Here is a 21,354-nt window from a genome sequence, read left to right on the forward strand (position 1 = left end):
TTATGACCTTACTCCCAATTAGTATCTTTTATTTCTTGATATACTTTCTTAATCCCCTCTTCTAGACTAGTCTTAGCTTTCCATCCAAAACTATTTAATTTTGAAACATCCATTAGTTTACGAGGCGTACCATCTGGCTTGGAGGTATCCGTCAAAATTTCTCCTTCAAAACCAACTATTTTTTTTACCAAAATAGCCAGATCTAAAATCGAAATATCTTCTCCTACTCCAATATTTACTAATCCTTGTTCATTATAGTTTTCCATTAAATATAGACAGGCTTCGGCAAGATCATCTGCATACAAAAATTCTCTTTTTGGGTGTCCTGTTCCCCAAATAGTAACAGAAGAGTCATTATTACGTTTTGCAGTAATAAATTTTCTTAACATTGCAGGAAGAACATGAGAATTCTTTAAATCGTAATTATCATTATGCCCATACAAATTTGTTGGCATAACAGAGATAAAATTACATCCAAATTGATCTCTATACGCATCACACATTTTAATTCCAGCAATTTTTGCAATGGCATAAGGCTCGTTAGTAGACTCTAGTTCTCCTGTAAGCATATACTCTTCTTTTAATGGCTGAGGCGCCATCTTAGGATAAATACAAGAAGATCCTAAAAACATCAACTTTTTTACATTGTTTAAATAAGATTGATGAATAATGTTATTTTGAATCATTAGATTTTCATAGATAAAATCCCCTTTATAAGTGTTATTGGCAATAATACCTCCAACCTTTGCTGCTGCTAAAAAAACATAATCAGGCTTTTCTTCAGCAAAAAAATCTTCTACTGCTTGCTGATTTCTCAAATCTAATTCTGAAGAAGTTTTCAATACGAAATTTGTATATCCTTTTTCTTTTAATTGACGTAAAATTGCCGAACCTACCATACCTCTATGTCCAGCTACGTATATTTTATCTTGTAAATTCATAGTGTTACTCTTCGATCTTGAATATGAAGTATTCTAATATATCTAAATTAATATCTAATAGCTGATCTTACTTCATTTAACATCTTTTCTTTCTTAACATAATTAAGATCAGATATCATCATTTCTTTAACTAGTCCTGCCAAATCATATTTAGGAACCCATCCTAATTTTGTTTTTGATTTAGTAGGATCTCCAATAAGCAAATCTACTTCTGTTGGACGGAAATATTGTGGATTAACAGAAATTACTTGTTTACCTATTTCAATTTGATACTCAGCATTACTACAAGAAGCAACATATCCTTTTTCTTCTACCCCTTCACCTCTAAATTCGATATCTATCCCTACTTCTGCAAATGACATTTTAACAAAATCACGAACATATGTAGTTTCTCCCATAGCAATAACATAGTCTTCAGCAACATCCTGTTGTAAAATACGCCACATTGCTTCTACATAATCTTTTGCATGTCCCCAATCACGTTGTGCATCTAGATTTCCTAAATACAAACAATCTTGCTCTCCTAAAGCAATAGCGGCCGTAGCCATAGTAATTTTACGAGTTACGAAAGTTTCTCCTCGACGTGGTGATTCATGGTTAAACAAAATACCGTTACAAGCAAATATATCGTAAGCTTCTCTATAATTTTTGGTAATCCAAAAACCGTAAATTTTAGCTACACCATAAGGCGAACGCGGATAAAATGGTGAATTCTCATCATAAAAGCCTTTTTCATTTTTATTCTCAGCTAAGCCACCATATAATTCGGATGTTGATGCTTGATAAATACGAGTTTTCTTTTCTAACCCTAAAATACGAACTGCCTCTAGAATTCTTAAAGTTCCTATACCATCTACATTTGCAACATATTCTGGAGAATCAAAAGAGACCTTAACATGGCTCATAGCTCCAAGATTATATATTTCATCTGGTTGCACCTCTTGAATAATTCTTATAACATTCGTAGAATCTGTCAAATCTCCATAATGTAGCTTAAAATTTACGTTAGCTTCGTGCTGATCTTGATATATATGATCAATACGTTGAGTGTTAAAAGAAGAAGCTCTTCTTTTAACGCCATGAACCACATATCCTTTTTCCAGCAATAATTCTGCTAAATATAATCCATCTTGTCCTGTAATTCCTGTTATAAGTGCTACTTTCATTTATTTATTTTTTATTTTTTTTTATTATTTATCTTAAAAGATTCAAATGTTTTCATTAACCCAACTTCAGCAACAATCGGTAATGATTTTCCGAGAACACTAATCATTTTTTTATTACTGACTACGTAGTTTTCCGTTAACTTTTGCAAACGTTCTGAATTTAATGGCATATGAAAATAATCTCCAAATTTAGCCAGAAATTTAATAAAAGATGAATTAATATTCCATATTAAACTTTTCTTTCCTAAGGTAGAACCTAAAACTTTAATTAATTCATTAGTTGACAAAACTTCATTATCCGCTATATTATAAATACCAGAAGGAATCATTTTGTTCTCTAACAACTCCTTAATGACAAAACAAAGATTTTCAATGCTCAAAAATGAACGTTGATTTTTAAAAGCCCCTAAGGGCCAAGGTAAACCTTTAGAAACCAATTGATATAAAAGATTGAGATTACCTTTATTTCCTGGTCCATGAATCATGCAGGGTCTTAAGATATAAACGCGTTTACCATAAGGAATTTTTTGGCTTATAATATAATCTTCTGCCATTTTCTTTGCTATGCCATAGTGAGTTTTAGGATTACATTGAGCTTCTTCTGTTAAAATTCCGTCAACCTCATCAGCACATGCTTTAACCGTACTCATAAAAATAAAAATCTTAGCGTCCGAAACCAAAAAACCATCAAAAAGTTGTTTAGTTAACTCAAAATTGGCATCATAATATTCATTTGGTTGTGATACATTTTTCAGGTCATGTGCCTTTCCCGCTAGATGAATTATTGCATCTGTTTTAAGATCAAACTCCTGATTGGGAACATATCTGATACTCTTTGACTCAATTTCGTTCGAAGTTCCTAAATCTTTTTTAAGATTGCCCCCCACAAAACCACTAGCTCCAGTTATGGTTATTTTCATTCTAATTTATATCTTTAATCCAATACTTTGATTCATTTTCAACAAAGATACATTTTAACCAGCCTTCTATTGAAGCTTTGTAATATAATTCTTTATCAACTTCTACATAAGGCAATTCAAAAAAGTTTTTATCCATAACAATGCTGTTTCTATCTATTACATATATATTATTAGCATTGTAAAAAGGATATTTTTTAATTTCAGAGTTAGTAGTAATCATTTTTTTACCTGCTCCAATAGTCTCAAACGTCCTCATTGTTAATCCTTTCTGGCCTGGGTGATTAATATCTAAAATAACTTTTGAATCTTTATATAATTCTAATATTTGATTCGTTGTTAAGCTTTTGAAGCTTAATTTCTTATAATCAAACAATTGAAAAGTCTTATCAAATTTCTTTTTATAAAAATAAACTAAACGACCATGAATAAAATAATAACAATATGAAGCCAAATTATTTAAATCGCACCATTCTTTTACTTTACTACTTATTGTATATCTATCTGAATGGGCTGTGCCAAGAAAAAGCAAATCATATTTAGATTTTTCATTAATGTCCTTATATATGTTTTTAAAAGAGTCTAAATAAAACAAAGGTCGAAAATTCAAATTAAATTTTACTGCATCATCAGGATCAAAAGTAAACTTCTTATCAAAGTATTTTAATATCTGAGTAGGGTGACTGTGATTTGTAAATGAATCCCAAGTATAAAAAATACATTCGCACTCCGGATGATCTTTCTTAAAATTTTGAAGAAAAAATCCTGGAACTACCTCACCTCTATTTACAAACAAATAATTATAAATTTCATTTTTAGTTTTAAGCAAGATCCCCTTGTAATAACTATCTATTTTTTTCTGATAAAAATTCCTTTTAACCCTTATAATTCCTTTAACAAAACTATTATTTGAAGGTCTTTCATCATAGTAATCAACTTGCGCACCAAGCTCCTCTAACTTTTTTATAATCTCTTTCTCTAGATTAAAGGTCTGAACGGAAAAGAAAAGTATTTTTTTATTATCCAGCTTATCTTTTAATATCATTTTAGCAGACCTTTCTTCTTCATTTCTTCAAGTGAAATACTTAACTTATCTTCTTGAATTTCTTGCTGCAAAACCCACTTAGAAAATTTCTCAATTCCCTCTTTAAAGTAAACTTTTGGCTCAAATCCTAATAAATTTTTAATTTTATTTAAATCCGCATAGTTGTGACGTATATCACCTAATCTAAATTTACCTGTTATTGTGACAGGAACATCTATTTCATAAGCTTTAATTAAGGAATTTGCCACCTCGAGAACATCTGTAGCTACACCAGTTCCTACATTAAAAACTTGCCCATTAGCTTCACTTTTTTCAATTCCAAGAATTGTCGCTGATACTACATCATCAATAAAAACAAAATCCCTTGTTTCTTTTCCGTCTTCAAAAATTTGAATCGGATTATTATTTCTAATTTGTGTAGAAAAAATAGATAAAATTCCTGTATAAGGATTTGACAATGATTGTCCATGACCGTAGACATTTTGATATCTAAAAGCAACAGGGGCAATACCTATTGTTGGGCAAACAGTCATAATCATCTGTTCTTGATTCTGCTTTGTGATTCCATAAACCGAAGATGGATGTATTTTTGAATCTTCATCAGTTGCCAATAATTCCAGTTTTTGGTTGTCTGCATATGTAAGATCAAAATTTCCAGCTAACATATTTTCTTCTCCCCTATGTTTTGGATAAACAATTCCTAATTCTGGATGTCTATATTTTCCTTCTCCATAAATAGATCGCGAAGATGCTATTACAATTTTCTCGACAGAATTCTGATTATTTGCCAATATATCAAGCATAATTGCAGTACCTTGAATATTTACTTCAGTATACTTTTCAATACAATACATCGATTGTCCAGTACCTGTTTCAGCAGCAAAGTGCACAATTATATTTTGTCCTTCAAGAGCCAGTTCCCAGTCCTTTCTAGAGGTTACGGTTCCTCTAATAAACGTTACTTTATCTTTAATACTTTTATATAAGGGAGATGTTAACTCTGGAGTATCTCCATGAATTTGAGGAGATAAATTATCCAAGACTGTTATATTATATCCTTTATCAATCAATTCTAATGATAAATTACTTCCTATAAATCCGGCTCCTCCGGTAATTAATACATTTTTCATATTTTACTGAATTTTAACCCATTTCTGAGTTTCAAAATTAAATTCCTTAATTGGTTTTGCAGGTGAACCGACAGCAATAACATACGGCGGAAGGCTTTTAGATACGACTGAATTCGCTCCGACTATTGTTCCCTTTCCAATTACAACCCCTGGTAATACGGAAACAAATTCCCCTAGCCAAACATTATCATTAATTATAACTGGTTTAGCAATTAATGCTCTTTTATTCGGTATTATATTAGGGTTACTATCAAATTCATCACCATTATAGCTACCATGCGAACAATCTGATATATATATTTTACTTGCTAAAAGTACATTACTTCCAATTATTACACTTTTCATGGCCGTTATATGAACATAATCATTCATTTGAACGTTTTCTCCAAAAAACATTGTTTGTTCGCGGTTCATTGGATAGGCTTCTAATCGACATCCAACTCCTGTGGTAAACCCCTTCGAAACTTTAATATATTTTGCTCCTCGAAGATCAATTGGAAACCTTACAAGTCTTGCTTCCTTAAAAACAAAAAAACCTCGTAATTTACAATAAATTAAATATAAAACTTGAGCAATACTATAATTATTCATTTTTTTCTAAGAAACACTATTACAATTCTTCTGAAATACTTAAGAACAGAAAAAGTAACAGCTATTATATATGTACCAATACTTATCCAATTATTTTTAAAGGCAAATTTAAGATTTTTAAGTTCCCCTTTTTCCATTTCTTTTAGATTAGCACTCAGTCCACTTTCACCAAAACCAGTTTTTCCATCACCATAAATTATTAGTTTTTTATTATAAAAAAAACAGTTGAATTCCTGAGACACCCTAAAAAAGAAGTTTCCCTCTTCGGCATATTTTTGATTTTCATCAAATAATCCAATTTTATCGACAATAGCTTTTTTCATTAAAACAGTTGAAGGTTGGAAAAAATTTTTAAATATTAAATTTATAAATTTCACATTTATCAACTCTCCTTCTAATCTATTTTTCATGTAAAACCCTTCAAAAGCTGTTGCTAAAAAATCAACATTTGGTTTCTCTTCAAAAATTTTTGTTTGTCGACTAAGTTTATCTGGGAACCAAGCATCATCAGAATCTAAAAAAGCAATATAATTACCCTTCGCATTTTTTAAACCCGTATTTCTAGCTTTTGAAACTCCTCCATTTTCTTGTGAAATTAAGCTAATACCTATGTGATTATTACATTCAATAAATGCTTTTACTATTTTAACAGAATCATCTTTTGAACCATCATTCACGACAATAACCTCTATCAAGCCATCATAATCTTGATTAATAACAGACTCTAACGCCCTTTCAATGGAACCTGCTGAATTATACATTGGAATAATTACAGAAATCATAATCAATTATTTTATTTAATTATTCGCTCCAAACTACACGTTTAATATAGTCGGTATAACTCAAAATAATTCTGACCATTTTTTCAGACACATTTGGCATAGAATAATCGGCCACCGGTCTGAAATTACGATCTTTCCCTCTCTTTTGTGTTTGTAATTGTACAAGGGCTTGCATAATTCTTTCTGGATTTAGACCAACCATCATAACTGAAGTTTCTTCCATCGCCTCTGGTCGCTCATGAGCATCTCTAATATTTAAAGCTGGAAAATTCAGTGTAGAAGATTCTTCTGAAATTGTACCACTATCAGATAAGACTGCAAAAGATTTCATTTGCAAAGCATTATAATCATTAAATCCCATCGGTTTTAAAAACTGGACTTCAGGTCTCATTGCAATCTGTTTCGCATCAATCATTTTTTGTGTTCTAGGATGCGTACTAACAATAATTGGAAATTTATATTTATCCGCAATTAAGTTTAGAGTATCCATTAGTCCTTTGAAGTTTTTCTCGCTATTTATATTTTCTTCTCTGTGAGCCGACACAACAAAAAATTTCTCGTTTTCAAGATTAAGTTTTTCAAGAATATTTGATGAATTAATATCATTCATGTAATGATTTAAAACTTCAAACATTGGCGAACCAGTTTTAATAATTCTATCCGCAGATAAGCCCTCCCTTAATAGATATTCTCGTGCAATATCACTGTAAGTAAGATTAATATCTGAAATATGATCTACAATTTTACGATTAGTTTCTTCTGGAACCCTTTGATCGAAACAACGATTTCCAGCTTCCATATGAAAAATAGGAATATGTCTTTTTTTAGCAGGTATTGCACATAAACAACTGTTTGTATCTCCTAAAACTAAAAAAGCATCTGGTTTTTCAGCTTCGAGAAGAGGATCAATTTTTATTAAAATTTGGCCTACTGTTTCAGTAGCAGTTACTCCAGCTGCATTTAAAAAATGATCCGGTTTTCTTATATTTAAATCTTCAAAAAAAATCTGATTTAATTCATAATCATAATTTTGCCCCGTGTGTACAATTATATGCTCAATCGCTTGTGAATCATCTAAAGCTGCCATAACACGTGAAAGTCTGATGATTTCAGGACGGGTTCCAACCACCGTCATAACTTTTAACTTCTTCATATATAATCTTTCTCTATCCTAAAGTGATAGTATTTTTCAATAATTAGTTAATATTTTTATAAAATAATTAGAAAAGCCACTTATTCATTATACATCTAAGAAATAGGTATCTGGATCATTTGGATCAAAAAATTCGTTTATCCAAAAGTTCGTATACAATACTTCATCACCAATATTTTTAATATTATGGGTGTACCATATTGGCATATCGACGTACGCAGGCTCATTGCCATCTAAATAAAAATCGATTACTTCATCACTATCTATACGGCGTAGCTGAATTAGTGCTTTACCTTTTATTACAGCAAAACGTTCTATTTTTCTGGTATGAAAATGATTTCCTCTTGTAATTCCTGGAACAGTAGTAGAAAATGAAACTTGTCCTCCTACACCTAAACGAATAATTTCTACAAAACTACCTCTAGTATCTGTATGTTGCGTAAATTTTACTGGAAAATATTTTTTTACATCAATATAACTACGATAAGTATTAAACAAATTAAGTTCAAATACATTATTTATAACTGGAATTATACCTTTATCCTGATATTCTTCTTTATATGATGTTAATAAAGCTAGAAGATGAGAAACTTTACATTGCGAAGTATGCTCTATCATTACTTTCTCATTTCCATTTACTGATTTTATTTCTTTTAAAATAAAATCAACCAATTCTCCTACATAAATTAATTTTAAATCAGCATCAATATCAATGGATGGGCTTTCATTTCTAGATATCTTATGACTAAAAGTTGCTATTACTGAATTATAATTAGGATGGCCAAAAGGTCACAAAAACATTTGGTATAATCAAACCTGTAAATTTTCCCGAAGATTTTTCTGCCCATGCAGACATCATTTCACGGCCTTCTTTTTTAGATTTTCCATAAAGATTATCCCTTTCTTCTTGAGTAGACGACGAAAAAATAACATGCGCTTTACTGTTCGAAATTTCAAGGGAATGAATTAATTTTTTAACTAACCCAATATTAGAATCGTAGATTACCTGTGGATCATGATGACGATTCATTGCAGCAAGGTGAATTATTACATCACACTTTGCTACAAATTCATTTAATAGATCATCATCATCAAAATAATCTTTCTGAAATTCTATTCTCTGAAATTCTTCCGGGTGAAGTCCTAATGTATTATATAAATGTGTACCAACAAACCCTGCCTGCCCAGTTATCCCTACTTTTAACATATTTATGTTTATTCTTTAAAATATTATTTATCAAATTAATTTTAAAGCAACTTACTATCCTGGCATTTGAATTACATCTTCTCCAAACACTTCTTTTCTTATAAGAGGTAATTTTGATAATAATGTTTTCATTCCTTCAACACCTTGCTGTTCGGTATTATGAGAATGATAATCCTCAATAAATGAAATATCTTTTTCACCTTCTGAAAAATATTGCGCGTAATTCAAATCTCTATTGTCAGCTGGAATCCTATAAAAATCTCCCATATCTTCTGCTTTTAACATTTCCTCACGTGTACACAAGGTTTCATAAAGTTTTTCCCCGTGACGCGTTCCTATAATTTTAATTTCGTTATTCGAATTACAAAGCTCCTTTAATGCTTGTGCCAAATCCCCAATCGTACCTGCTGGAGCCTTGTTTACAAACAAATCTCCTGGATTTCCATGTTCAAATGCAAATAAAACTAAATCTACAGCTTCATCTAATGACATTAAGAAACGAGTCATATTAGGATCTGTAATTGTAATCTGACTACCCTCTTTTATTTGTTTCAAAAATAAAGGGATAACAAATCCTCTTGAAGCCATAACGTTCCCGTATCTTGTTAAACAAACGGTGGTATCTTTAGAGTTTCTAGATGCAGCTACAGCAACTTTCTCCATTAATGCTTTAGATATCCCCATAGCATTAATTGGATAAGCGGCCTTATCTGTACTCAAACAAATAACCTTTGCTACTTTATTTGCAACAGCCGCATCGATAACATTTTGCGTTCCTATTACATTTGTCTTAGTTGCTTCTAATGGGAAAAACTCACATGAAGGCACTTGTTTTAAAGCTGCAGCATGAAAAACGTAATCAACATTCCGTATAGCTCTTTCTACACTATTATAATCTCTTACATCACCAATATAAAATTTCAGTTTATCACTTTTTAATTGATTACGCATATCGTCTTGTTTTTTTTCATCTCGTGAAAAAATACGAATTTCTTTAAAGTGGTCTGTAGTAAGAAATTTATTTAAAACTGCATTACCAAATGAGCCTGTACCTCCTGTTATAAGTAATATTTTATCTTTGAACATATTATATTTTCTTCCTTTAATTTAAACGATGAAACCCTATTGTTTCCTTTCTGATATAAAACTTAGATATTTATTCGCGACATTTTCGAATAGATAGTCTTTTAAAATACTTTTCAAAGATTCTTCATCAATGATAGCATCTTTTTGAAAAAAATCTACCATTTTTTCAACAGATTCCATACGATCTATCTCATCTGAAAAAATACTTAAGCTTAGCGGATATATCTTTAATAACTCAGCTGAAGTATCATTCATAATAGAACAAATATTAAGTATCTTTTTTCCTGAATACATATATTCTATAAGTTTACTTGGCTCTTGATATTCATTATTGTTACCAATATTCAATAGGACATCAGCATTTTTTATAACTAAGTTCAATTGAGTTCTATCGATAAATCCATTCAACTTGATATGATCATTTAATAATTGTGGATATTGCTGAAAAAGTATAACAGTATCAGTAAGATCTCCATAAAAATCAAAAGTAAAGTTCAGATCTGGATATCTAATCACTAATTTTTTTAATAAAATAAGCAAATTTTCTGGGGATCTAGTACTAGTACTTAAGGTTCCTAAAAAAACTATTTTTATTTTTTTCTCTTCCAAACTTTTTTCATTCGAATAGTTGTAATCAGTAGGAATAAAAACATTGTTATTTACAACTATTTTATTTTCTAAATTTGGAAATAGTGATACATATTTTTTTCTTATTCTATCTGTCAATACACAATTTAAATCTGCCTTTTCAAATATTTTTTTCTCGAATGCCCTGTTTAATTTACCATAGAGAAATGTATTATTGACCTTTGCGTTGTAACTAAATGGGTCTATAGTATCTGCAAGCCAGTAAAGATTTTTATGTTTGTTCGCTAACTTATAACCAATTCGATGGGCAGAAAATGTCCATGATACAGTAATTAACTTATCAATTTTATTTTCATCAATAATTTTTGAGGCCATAGGAACGGCAGAAAATTGCCATAGAAAAGAATGATCAGGCCAATATAAATTTGACCATGTCAAATCATAAATTTTTCTAAACATTTTTTTTACTGCAACTTTAAAAGTTATTCTCTGTTTATTCATGTCCAGAGAATTGATTTGAAGATTCCCCCTAAATTTATATTTGAGATTCCCTAAAAAATACTCCGTTGTCCTATAAATTTTAACTCCTTCAATTTCCTCAAATTCTAGATAAGCATTTTTATTAGCGGTAATAACATGTACTTCTATACCTTCGTCAACCCATTTTTTTGCGATATTAAACCAACGGTAAGTATTAGGCTTAGCTTCAGGATAAAAATCATACGATACTATTAAAATCTTCACAATAAACTTATTTTAATTTTCTACTTTTTTTCTACTAAGTAACCCCCACATTAAAAATGTTGCCGACATTAAAGAGTATCTTAATTCTTCATTACTATATAACATAATCAAAACCAAAAATATAAAAGTTCTAACAATGATTGAATTAGATGTTTTTTTTGCGAAACTAATCAGCATATAAATAAATAAAAAACCAAATAAAAATCCATAAACAGCTAATATTGTCGTAATTGTATTGGTGTTATTTCCTACATCCAATCCAAAACCAATAAGGGCACGAGTGTATTTTTCAAAGAACAATGGATAATTTTTAATTCCTACACCAAAGAAAATATTATCCAAAAAAATATTGAAATTAGCTAGAACGGACATCGCTCTAGCGAGTGAGCTACCATCTCCAATGTTATCTTTTCCCATTTTTTCAAAAATCATGCTATACAGTTCTCCCGACAAAAGAACAACTATAAAACCAATCGACAGTAATCCAACAATTAAACTTTTATTTTTTATTGAGGCTTTACTTTTGTTATTTGTAAACAAGAATGAGATAAAGATAATACCTACTGTAATAAATGCGGCTGTAGAAAATGTGCTAAATAAGGCCAATATGAAAACAAAAAGATATTTTTTATTGATTTCACTTTTAAAAAACAACTCAAATAATATTGCTATATTTAAATAAATCATAAAAACACCTGGTTCCCTAAAAATGCTAGTATTCCTTACATAGCTACCGTCAGCAAAAACAATAGCAACTCCTAAATTATACATTGTTGCTCCAGCCGAATTATATTGGACTGGGAATATTTCAAAAAAAGATAAGGAAATTGACGCAATTACAAATATGATTAATGAAATCAAACTTAAAATATAAATTAGTTTCAAATAAACATCTATAAAATTTTTATATGAATAAAAATTTACAATTATCAAAGCTAAAAAAAACAACCATATTTGATAAACATAGCCCCCAGAAAAGTCATAATTCAAAAAAACGGTGATAAAAACGGAAAAGACTATAAAATAAAAGACTAAACTACTCTTAGTTAAAATCGTCAAAAACTTTAAGTTAGAAATCGTCAGTAGATATACTGTTAACAAAAGGTATATTAGGTATTTTACTGCAATATAAACTAGATTCTCGTTGGTACCAAAGTTAAAAGTATCATCAGAAACAAATATTACTATAAAAAATATAAGATAATGCATCCAATTAGTTTGATCATCTGATTCTTTATTTTTTATATTTATCATTAATTTTTTATTTATTATAATATTATAAAATCCTAAAATAAAAGTATCTTACCAAATTCTTAGAAGTAATTTGGATCTTTTAATTAATATATTAAAACCTTACTATATAATAATATTTTTGATACTACTTTTTATGAGCTTATTAAATTGATAAAAAATGCTTATCAATGATAGATTGTACAGATTGATTTTGCCCTAATATTTCAACAAACTTATTCTTTGCATTATTACACATATTCAAATATTCAGAATTATTTAAAGTTGACATTTTATTTATTGCGTTTGCCAATTCTTCGCCACTTCCATTTTTAAAAAACAATCCATTATTTAAATCAACTAATTCATCCATACCCATAATATCAGAAACAACTACTGGTTTCCCCACTGAAAATGATTCTAAAATAGGAAGCGCTGCATGAGGTTTTGAAAATGGAGAGATTAAAGATATAGAATTAGCATAGTAATCAAATATATTATCAACTAACCCAATTTTAATAATATGTTTAGACTTATTTAAACTCTTAATTAGTGAATTAATTCTCCACATATAGGGATCAAAAAATAAAATAAATCTTTTTAGTTTGTTATCTGGAAATCTGAAATCCCCTCCTAAGAAATAAATCCTAACATTTTCATTTAAAAAAGGTAAAGCTTGAACAAATTGCTCAAAACCTTTTATTCGTTGCATTCCTCCCATATACAAGAAATGTTTAAAATTTTGATTTTGATTTACTTCATGCGAAGTGCTTCTGCCCTTAACTACTACTGGATCATATACAATATTAGTTTTGTCTTCTAAACCAACTCTTAAAGCATTATCTCTAGATATTGCAATAATTTGATCACAATATTTATTTATGCCACTTTTTATTATACTTTTTCTAATTCCAAAAACACCTCTAGCAAGGGGCTCTCTAATATGAATAAAAGTTTCTTTTTTATTCCTTTTTGCTGCCAGCGCCCAATCAGATATAAAAGTAGAATTCAGATAAATTATATCAGATTCTATGTTTAAGTTTGATAATTCTTTTTTGGCGAATATATATTTACTTAAAAAAAAACTAATTATATTTTTTAAATTCCTAGAAAAATCAATTATATCAAAATAAGATGCTTCGCTATGAATAAAAATTCCATAAAATTTTGAATAAAATTTTGACTTTGCAATAGTTACCGTGACACCTAATTTCTCAATATATTGAACTGCTTCACTATCAAAGACACATAAAACTTGAACCTTATTTTTAAATTTAAGTTCTTCAATAAGTCCTAACAAAGCAATTAGACCTCCCCCAACACCCCTTCCGTGGTGAATTATAAGAATATTTTTCAAACTAGTTTTTAAAAAAATTTAAGATAGTAGCTCTATTAAATGGAAGCAGCATTTTAACAAATTTATAATTAAACCAAACTTTATTCTTAAATCCTTTATGGGAATTAGATAAAATTAAAAATCGTTCTTTAATATATTTTTTACTAGTTCCAGAAGAAATTCCACCATATTCAAATATTGAGATGGCACTTTTTATGTAATGAAAATTATAGCCTTTGATAAATAAATTTAAAAACAAATTATAATCTGAAGATATTTTATAATTTAAAGAAAAAGGATATTTAACCAATATTTCTCTTCTTACAAAAGAACTTTGATGACAAAAATTAAGAGAATAGTTCAACTGATATATCTCTCTTGCTTTATCAAGACTTAAAACTCCATTTTTTTTTATAAAAACATCACCATAAATGACATCATGATTTTTATCTACCAGGGCGTCATTTAACAACTTAGAAATGTTATTTGCAAACAAATCTCCGGCATTCATAAAATTAACCCATTCACCTTTTGCTAATAGAACTCCTTTGTTCATTGCATCATAAATCCCTTTATCTGCTTCTGATATCCAAAGAGTAATTTTATCTTCATATTTTTTAATAATCTCTAAAGTTCCATCCTTACTGCCTCCATCAATTATGATGTATTCGTAATTATCAAATCCCTGATTAATTACACTCAGTATTGTTTGTTCAATAGTATTAACCACATTATATGAAACTGTTATGATAGAAATAAGAGGTAATTGTGTATTCATTTTTGTTTACTAATAATAAAACTTATGCATTAACAACTTCTTTTTGATCTAAAAAATCTAGTTCTTCTTTTATTAAAACATCTAAAACCTGATAAAAATCGAGATCATACTGCCAACCCAATTTCGTTTTTGCAGGCGTGTTGTCCCCATAAATATCTTCTATGTCAGTTGGTCTCATAAAATCGTTATCAATTACTAATTTATTTATTGAAACATCGAGTTTCTTAAAGACATACTCAATAATAGATCTCAACGTTATGCTTTTTCCTGAACAAATAATAAAATCATCTGCCTTTTCAGCTTGTAACATTAACCACATTGCTTCTACATAACTTGGTGAATATCCAAAATCTCTTTTAATATCAATACTACCGACCTTCAAAACCCAATTAGCATTATTCTGGTTTCTAACCGTTTCTTGCAAAACTTTTTTAACAAAAAAACCATTAGATCTCAGAAAAGATTCATGATTAAATAAGACACCATTACAAGCATATACCCCATAAGACTCTCTATAATTAACTACTATCCAATGTGCTGATGCTTTTGAAATAGCATACGGACTCAATGGATGCATCGGAGTATTTACGGTAACAGGTAAGTTTGTTACTTTTCCATACATTTCACTACTCGATGCTTGATAAAATCTAACATCCGGTTTAATAATACGAATGGCTTCTAACAAATTTAGTACCGAAACAATATTGAAATTTATTGTACCTATAGGTTGTGTAAATGACAATCCAACAGAACTCTGTGCCGCCAAATTATAAATTTCATCGGGTTTGTATTTATTAATCATGTTGATTATACTTGATATATCAAGTAAATCACATTCCTCCATAATTATATCACTATCAACACCAAGTCTTTTAAGTTTACTTAAATTATCTTCATGATGACTTCTTGTTACTCCAATGATTTTATAATTTTTACTTAATAATAATTTAGAGAGATAAGCCCCATCTTGTCCGCTAATCCCTGTAATAAGAGCCGTTTTTGTATATATTTCCCCCATTATATTCCTTATATCACTGATTTATAAACTTCTAAAGTCTCTAAGAAGGTGGCATCCCAGGAAAATTGTTTCAATCTTTCAAAACCTTTTTCACTCAAATTTTGTCTTAAAACCTGATTATTAATCAATTCATGTGCAGATTTTCTCAAAGATTCTGCATTACGCGGGTCAAAATAAAGTGCAGCCTCACCTCCTACTTCAGGCAACGAACCTCCACTACTCAAGAGTGCTGGACAACCACAAGCAAATGATTCTAATACTGGAATTCCAAATCCTTCGTATAAACTTGGGAAACAAAAAAATAAGGCATGGGCATAATAATTGGCCAATACATCATCATTAATTATTTTTCTTAAAACAACACGATTTTCTAAATTCAAGGTTTGTATTAAAACTACTTCTTGTGGAGAAAAATCACCACCACCTGCACAAATCAATTTCAAATTAGTATCAATTAATAATTGAGCTATAGCTGAAATAAAAAAATTAAAATTTTTATAATTTTCTCTGTTACCTACAAACAAAATATAATCTTCTTCAATCAAAGGTTTATTTTCAATATCAAAATTCTGAAGCGAATTTCCCAAATAGACAACATCTATTTTTGAAGGATCAACATCAAAAAATTCAATAATATCCTTTTTTGTTGTTTCAGATATTGCAATTACTTTACTCGAATTTTCTAACAAACGTCTCTTATTGTCAAAAATCTTAATATCTGATTTAAAACTTTCATATTGATTTGAAAATTTCTCGTGTATCATGTCATAAAAAGTAACCACAAAAGGCTTCCCTTTTAATCTATCAAGAAAATAATCATCATAATAAGTGGGGTGAAACAGATCAAAATTTCCTTTCTGAACTTCTCTTATCGATTTCCTTTCATTAAGATAATTTGTTATTCTTTTCTTTCCCTTAAAATGAGAATCAGGCAAAAACCTATTCAGTTTAGGGTTAAATCGTTTGTTATAATAAGCATTATCAGTAAAAAGAGTTGCTACCTCACAACTATTTTCTATTTCATCAAATCTTTTAATCAATTCAAAAAAATATCTGGAAATACCTCCATATTTTTGCTGAGTGAATATCTGTTCGTCGAATAGTATCTTCATTTTTTCCTTAAACTTTCTGGTAATATTTTTATAACTTTTGCAGGATTACCTCCTACGACTGTCCAATCTGGCACATCTTTAGATACAACGCTTCCCGCTCCAACTATAGCTCCCTCACCAATGGTAACACCTTTCAAAATAATGCAATTCATACCTATCCAAGCGTTAGCTTTTATTAAAATTGGTTTTGATTGAACAACATCCCAATTTTTATTAGCAATAAAATTTTGACCTAGTCTATAATCACTCAACTGCTGAATAATGTCATTCTCTCTGTCTTTATAATCTAAAGAATGTGAATTATGATCATATACATAACTTCCCCAAGCTATAAACACATTGTCCTCAATAGTAATCTTATTCCTACATATAAGATTACTCCCTCCTATAAAAGTATTATTACCAATTAATACTTCCCCTTTTTCAGATTCGAAAGTAATTTGACAATTTAAAATTGTATCATTTCCAACCGAAAGATAGATTTTCTCTTTCAAAGGATTGTTTAAATTAATTCTAAAAGCATCTAAAAGATGAGAGCTTCCAATTTTAATATAATCTTTAAAAGAATTATACCTCGATTTCGATTGGTATTTTCTTCTAATATTCAACAAAAACTCGATCATAATTTATTTAAATTATTTAATACAATTATTAGATCTATACAAAACATAAAACATTTTTAGAATTATTAAAATAGCCGATGCTAAGCGAGCAGAGTCAATTCCAATATTCAAATAAAAAAACTTTGCTAAAGCAATTATAATAAAACTTCAATATCTTACCTGTCTTTCCAAATCTTCAAAATATCTAGAAAAACAGCAGTAGAATAAGCAAAAAAATGAATACAAAACTAATACTTGCAAATAAACACAACTGATTTGAATTGACACCTATCACACTTTTTAACAATGGTTAATATAAAAAAAAGAAAGCTATAAAAATAGTTTATAAAAAAGAATAAAACTGAAGTAAACCTACCTTTTCGTTAGTAAAGACAGAAGACGCTTACAACGGTATTTCAAAATTTTTAAAAACGGATTTTCTGGATTCCTCAAATTATTTTTCCCTTTTTTTAGATTTTGAATTGTACTTAAAGAAAACCAATTAGAATTAATTAATATATCATAAACATTCAAAACTATGTTTCTATTTCTAATTTGGTCTTGCATTCCCCATGTACTTTCAACATATAAATGCCTAACGCTCATAACTTGCGGAATATAATAATAATTTCCTTTTCTTAAATTCAATAAATGTAATGGCCAATCACCAATGGGTAAATTTACAAAGGCATTACTAAAAACTTCTTTGGGCACAGGGGTTCTAAAAACAATAGAGGCTGTAGGTGCTATATTGTTCATAGTCATATCTTGCAGACTAACTTCTCTTGCTCCCCCAATATTTAAATATAGCGAAGAAGCTTTAGTATAATCATTCCAATATCGTTCTTCAGAATTATGAAAACATCCCGTCAATTTAGGATTATTCTCCAAAACATCAACTTGTTTTTGCAATTTTAAAGAATCTGTCCAATAATCATCGCCTTCGCAAATTGCAATATATTTGCCTTTAGACTGTTCTAAAGCCCAAACAAAATTGGACATCACCCCTTTGTTTTCTTTGTGAGAAGTGTATTTAATCCAATTCCCTCGCGGGTGCTCCTCCATTATTCGTTCAACGACGCTATTTGTCTTATCGGGAGAACAGTCATTCGCAATAATCAATTCTATATCAAAATCGAATTTCTGCATTAAAACTCCTTCGATAGCCTGAGTAATATATTTTTCATGTCCATAAGTCATCATTACTACAGAAACCATGGGATCATTCATGTGTTTTTTTTTTAAAATTCGATTTTTTTTTATAATTTTTACTGTTGCGCCCTGAGCACACAAAACAGTTTTACCAGAAATTATCAGCAAATATACTACCTCTAAAACTTGAGTAAATTTTCGAAATAACAATTTACTAATCCAATAATTTAATAACAAGTACTCTTATTAAAAATGCCATTTTTGAAAAACTAATAGTTAAACAGACATAACTTAATTTAGCTCAAAAGCGCAATTATTTTCCTAATAAGTAGAGCATCTCGAATAGTGCAGTTTTCTAAGTATTTTGGTTATATCTTTTTTTCTGCAAATAATAATTTATACATTCTTCAGGGAATTTTTTTATTTTCATTTCATTAATAACCAAATCGACATCGTATATCAACTTTTTCATTTCAATACGTCCATTGGAATTATCGTATACCAAATAATTTATTAAATTAATAAATTTTCGATTTTGCCCTACACTGCCAGAATTGTAAAGCGTAAAATTATTATTTTCATATTTAAACTGATGATGGGAATGACCGATTATATAATTATTATCTAAAATTATTTCGGTATCTGGATATATATATTTGTCAAATATTGTATGTTGACATATATAGTTTCCTACTCTACAGTCTTTGATGTATTTTTTTATAGCATCAAATTGCATGAAATCATCAAAATTTTGGGAAAAAAATCGTTGGACCAAACTGTTTTCACCCGGATAGAAGCCATTAATAAAAGCTTCCTCATGATTTCCAATTAATAGTGTAACATTAGATAGTGAAGCTGCTAAATCAACACACTCATTACTCCAAGGAGCATAATTTACTAAATCCCCCAAACAAATAAATTCTTCACAATCGGCTTCAGTTTTTAACATTTTTTCAAATGCTGGAAGATTACCATGCACATCACTAAATATTAATGTTTTCATTGATCTCTAAGGCATATTTTTCGAATAATTCATCTATATTAAAATCTATTTCTCCCAACTCAGCTATTCCACTTTTTGAAAACTCAGAAAGGATTTTCGGTGTCTCAATTTCAATATTGAAGATTTCTATTTCTGGATTTAATTCAACTAACTTATTTACAAAATATTTAAAACTTGTTTCTCTACCTGAAACAATATTAATAATTTTGGGTAATGTTTTCAAGTTTGTTAATTTGTACAAATACTGAACTGCTATTTCTATTGGAATAAAATCTCTTATTGCTTCTCCGTTATTATAAATTGTTATTTTTTTTTCAAAAAAACAATCATAAACAATTTTTGACAATCCATCTCTCCTAAAATCGCCATAAAAAATGGTAGAAAATCTTACATTTGATATATTTTCAATTGGGTACTTTAAACAAAAAAGTTCATTTAAATATTTAGAAAAAGCATAATTGCTCATTTCTTTAGAATTTAGATACTGATTTTCATCCTTCAAAAAACTCATTGAGCTTAAATTAATAAACTTTATTTTGGGTTTTATAGTACTTATAATTTCTAAAATACGCTTTGTAAGAATAAAATTAGCGTCCACAAACTCCGACAAGTCATTACTATTTATAAGTGCAGCATTATGAATAATAACATCTGCTACTTTAATTTTATTCGCTAAAGTATCATCATCCATACTTCTTGCAGAAATAATTTCACAATCGTAATATTTTGCGAAAGTATTTGCGATTGCACCTGAACCTGTAAATAGTATCATAAACTGCTATAATTTCTTAAACCTAGATGAGTATCTTTTTTCAAATTCTCAACATCCTTATTGTCAACTACCAATTCTTTCCAATATCTAAGTACTGTCAACTCTTTTATCTCATATTCTGGCTGTATATTTTTTAGCAAAAAATCAGCAATCATTTTCGGTTCATTAAAACCACAAAGTGTTCTAGATGCAGTAGTTCCCGAACATCTGGCATTAATTTCAAATACATATGGAATATTATCTCTCATTCTCAACTGAATATTACAAGCTCCAAATGGTTTAATTGCCTCAACAACATTTCTGACAGCTTTTTCAATAATAGGATTTATTACAGAAAAACATTTATGTGTATCACCGTCTCGCAAAATTCTTCTCATTACAATCACACCTTTACAACTGCCATCCAAATTTACAGTTCCACAAGTATATTCATCTCCCTCAATATATTCCATAACAATAAAATCAGATATATTGTTTCCAATTTTATCACTTATTATTTCAAATTCAGCTTTATTTCTTGCTAAAAAAATATTTTTAGATCGAGCACCACCTACTTTTTGCTTTATAATTACAGGAAAACTCTCTTCAGTTGGAGTAAAATCTTCCATAGAAACAGTTAGAGGTACAACTACTCCTGCTTCTATTAGTTGATTGTATGTTTCCTGCTTATTATCTGAAATATCAACTACTTCTGGTCGACTAACTACAACAGTAGTTCCAATCTTAGCAAAAGCTTCTCTATTTAAAGATAACGGCATCAGCTCTGCATCCAGACCAGGAAATAACAATGAAATTTTTTCCCTTTTACAAATTTCTAATAATTCTTCTATATACTTCGGACTATTTGCATAGGGTATTAAATAAGAATTATTCGTCGCATATAATCCTGCTGCTAATAATTCCCCATCTAAGGCTATAACATTATATCCAGTTCCTTCTAAGGATTTAAGAATACTTTGTCCTACACCTCCTCCTACTCCTGTTACTGCTATATTATACAT

20 protein-coding genes and 1 pseudogene are annotated in these 21,354 nt (G+C 29.3%); all 21 read right to left on the minus strand.

The window, feature by feature from the left end; genetic code table 11:
• Nucleotides 1-8: 8 nt before the first annotated feature.
• A complete protein-coding gene (locus ACPWTF_RS09145) occupies nt 9-941 on the minus strand; it encodes a GDP-L-fucose synthase family protein (RefSeq protein WP_427875231.1) in 933 nt (310 codons plus the stop codon).
• A gap of 47 nt (nt 942-988) precedes the next feature.
• Nucleotides 989-2,107, minus strand: coding sequence for a GDP-mannose 4,6-dehydratase (gene gmd, locus ACPWTF_RS09150; protein WP_427875232.1), 1,119 nt, complete (start codon nt 2,105-2,107; stop codon nt 989-991).
• 11 nt (nt 2,108-2,118) lie between these two features.
• A complete protein-coding gene (locus ACPWTF_RS09155; protein WP_427875233.1) occupies nt 2,119-3,027 on the minus strand; it encodes an NAD-dependent epimerase/dehydratase family protein in 909 nt (302 codons plus the stop codon).
• Between the two features lies 1 nt (nt 3,028).
• Nucleotides 3,029-4,069: a hypothetical protein gene (locus ACPWTF_RS09160; RefSeq protein WP_427875234.1), complete on the minus strand. Its 1,041-nt coding sequence runs from the start codon at nt 4,067-4,069 to the stop codon at nt 3,029-3,031.
• Nucleotides 4,066-5,199 (minus strand): NAD-dependent epimerase/dehydratase family protein, encoded by a 1,134-nt coding sequence (locus tag ACPWTF_RS09165; protein ID WP_427875235.1) that lies wholly within the window; start codon nt 5,197-5,199, stop codon nt 4,066-4,068. The genes ACPWTF_RS09160 and ACPWTF_RS09165 overlap by 4 nt, the downstream gene beginning before the upstream one ends.
• A 3-nt stretch (nt 5,200-5,202) precedes the next feature.
• Nucleotides 5,203-5,790 carry an acetyltransferase gene (locus ACPWTF_RS09170; protein ID WP_427875236.1) on the minus strand — a complete coding sequence of 196 codons (588 nt, stop codon included), beginning with the start codon at nt 5,788-5,790 and terminating at the stop codon, nt 5,203-5,205.
• Nucleotides 5,787-6,572 carry a glycosyltransferase family A protein gene (locus tag ACPWTF_RS09175; protein ID WP_427875237.1) on the minus strand — a complete coding sequence of 262 codons (786 nt, stop codon included), beginning with the start codon at nt 6,570-6,572 and terminating at the stop codon, nt 5,787-5,789. Before ACPWTF_RS09175 ends, ACPWTF_RS09170 begins: the two co-directional genes overlap by 4 nt.
• Nucleotides 6,573-6,591: 19 nt before the next feature.
• Entirely contained in the window at nt 6,592-7,725 is a 1,134-nt protein-coding gene (gene wecB / locus ACPWTF_RS09180; RefSeq protein ID WP_250837435.1) for a non-hydrolyzing UDP-N-acetylglucosamine 2-epimerase, read from the minus strand.
• Between the two features lie 87 nt (nt 7,726-7,812).
• A pseudogene (locus ACPWTF_RS09185) lies at nt 7,813-8,932 on the minus strand (NAD-dependent epimerase/dehydratase family protein).
• Between the two features lie 54 nt (nt 8,933-8,986).
• Nucleotides 8,987-10,018: a polysaccharide biosynthesis protein gene (locus ACPWTF_RS09190; protein WP_427875239.1), complete on the minus strand. Its 1,032-nt coding sequence runs from the start codon at nt 10,016-10,018 to the stop codon at nt 8,987-8,989.
• 36 nt (nt 10,019-10,054) lie between these two features.
• A complete protein-coding gene (locus ACPWTF_RS09195) occupies nt 10,055-11,350 on the minus strand; it encodes a hypothetical protein (RefSeq protein WP_427875240.1) in 1,296 nt (431 codons plus the stop codon).
• A 12-nt stretch (nt 11,351-11,362) separates the two neighbouring features.
• Nucleotides 11,363-12,604 (minus strand): hypothetical protein, encoded by a 1,242-nt coding sequence (locus tag ACPWTF_RS09200; protein WP_427875241.1) that lies wholly within the window; start codon nt 12,602-12,604, stop codon nt 11,363-11,365.
• 142 nt (nt 12,605-12,746) lie between these two features.
• Nucleotides 12,747-13,937, minus strand: a complete 1,191-nt coding sequence (locus ACPWTF_RS09205) for a glycosyltransferase (protein ID WP_427875242.1) — start codon at nt 13,935-13,937, stop codon at nt 12,747-12,749.
• A 1-nt stretch (nt 13,938) separates the two neighbouring features.
• On the minus strand, nt 13,939-14,694 hold the full coding sequence (locus ACPWTF_RS09210) for a glycosyltransferase family 2 protein (RefSeq protein ID WP_427875243.1): 756 nt from the start codon (nt 14,692-14,694) through the stop codon (nt 13,939-13,941).
• A gap of 22 nt (nt 14,695-14,716) precedes the next feature.
• Entirely contained in the window at nt 14,717-15,712 is a 996-nt protein-coding gene (locus tag ACPWTF_RS09215) for a GDP-mannose 4,6-dehydratase (RefSeq protein WP_427875244.1), read from the minus strand.
• 8 nt (nt 15,713-15,720) lie between these two features.
• Entirely contained in the window at nt 15,721-16,824 is a 1,104-nt protein-coding gene (locus tag ACPWTF_RS09220; RefSeq protein ID WP_427875245.1) for a glycosyltransferase family 4 protein, read from the minus strand.
• On the minus strand, nt 16,821-17,447 hold the full coding sequence (locus ACPWTF_RS09225; protein WP_427875246.1) for an acyltransferase: 627 nt from the start codon (nt 17,445-17,447) through the stop codon (nt 16,821-16,823). The genes ACPWTF_RS09220 and ACPWTF_RS09225 overlap by 4 nt, the downstream gene beginning before the upstream one ends.
• Before the next feature lie 351 nt (nt 17,448-17,798).
• Nucleotides 17,799-18,815, minus strand: coding sequence for a glycosyltransferase family 2 protein (locus ACPWTF_RS09230; RefSeq protein ID WP_427875247.1), 1,017 nt, complete (start codon nt 18,813-18,815; stop codon nt 17,799-17,801).
• Nucleotides 18,816-18,933: 118 nt separating this feature from the next.
• A complete protein-coding gene (locus tag ACPWTF_RS09235) occupies nt 18,934-19,581 on the minus strand; it encodes a metallophosphoesterase family protein (RefSeq protein ID WP_427875248.1) in 648 nt (215 codons plus the stop codon).
• Nucleotides 19,562-20,353, minus strand: a complete 792-nt coding sequence (locus tag ACPWTF_RS09240) for an NAD-dependent epimerase/dehydratase family protein (RefSeq protein ID WP_427875249.1) — start codon at nt 20,351-20,353, stop codon at nt 19,562-19,564. Before ACPWTF_RS09240 ends, ACPWTF_RS09235 begins: the two co-directional genes overlap by 20 nt.
• Nucleotides 20,350-21,354 (minus strand): ATP-grasp domain-containing protein, encoded by a 1,005-nt coding sequence (locus ACPWTF_RS09245; protein ID WP_427875250.1) that lies wholly within the window; start codon nt 21,352-21,354, stop codon nt 20,350-20,352. Before ACPWTF_RS09245 ends, ACPWTF_RS09240 begins: the two co-directional genes overlap by 4 nt.

It is taken from the genome of Flavobacterium sp. MMS24-S5 (assembly GCF_050320125.1).
Lineage (GTDB): Bacteria > Bacteroidota > Bacteroidia > Flavobacteriales > Flavobacteriaceae > Flavobacterium > Flavobacterium tyrosinilyticum.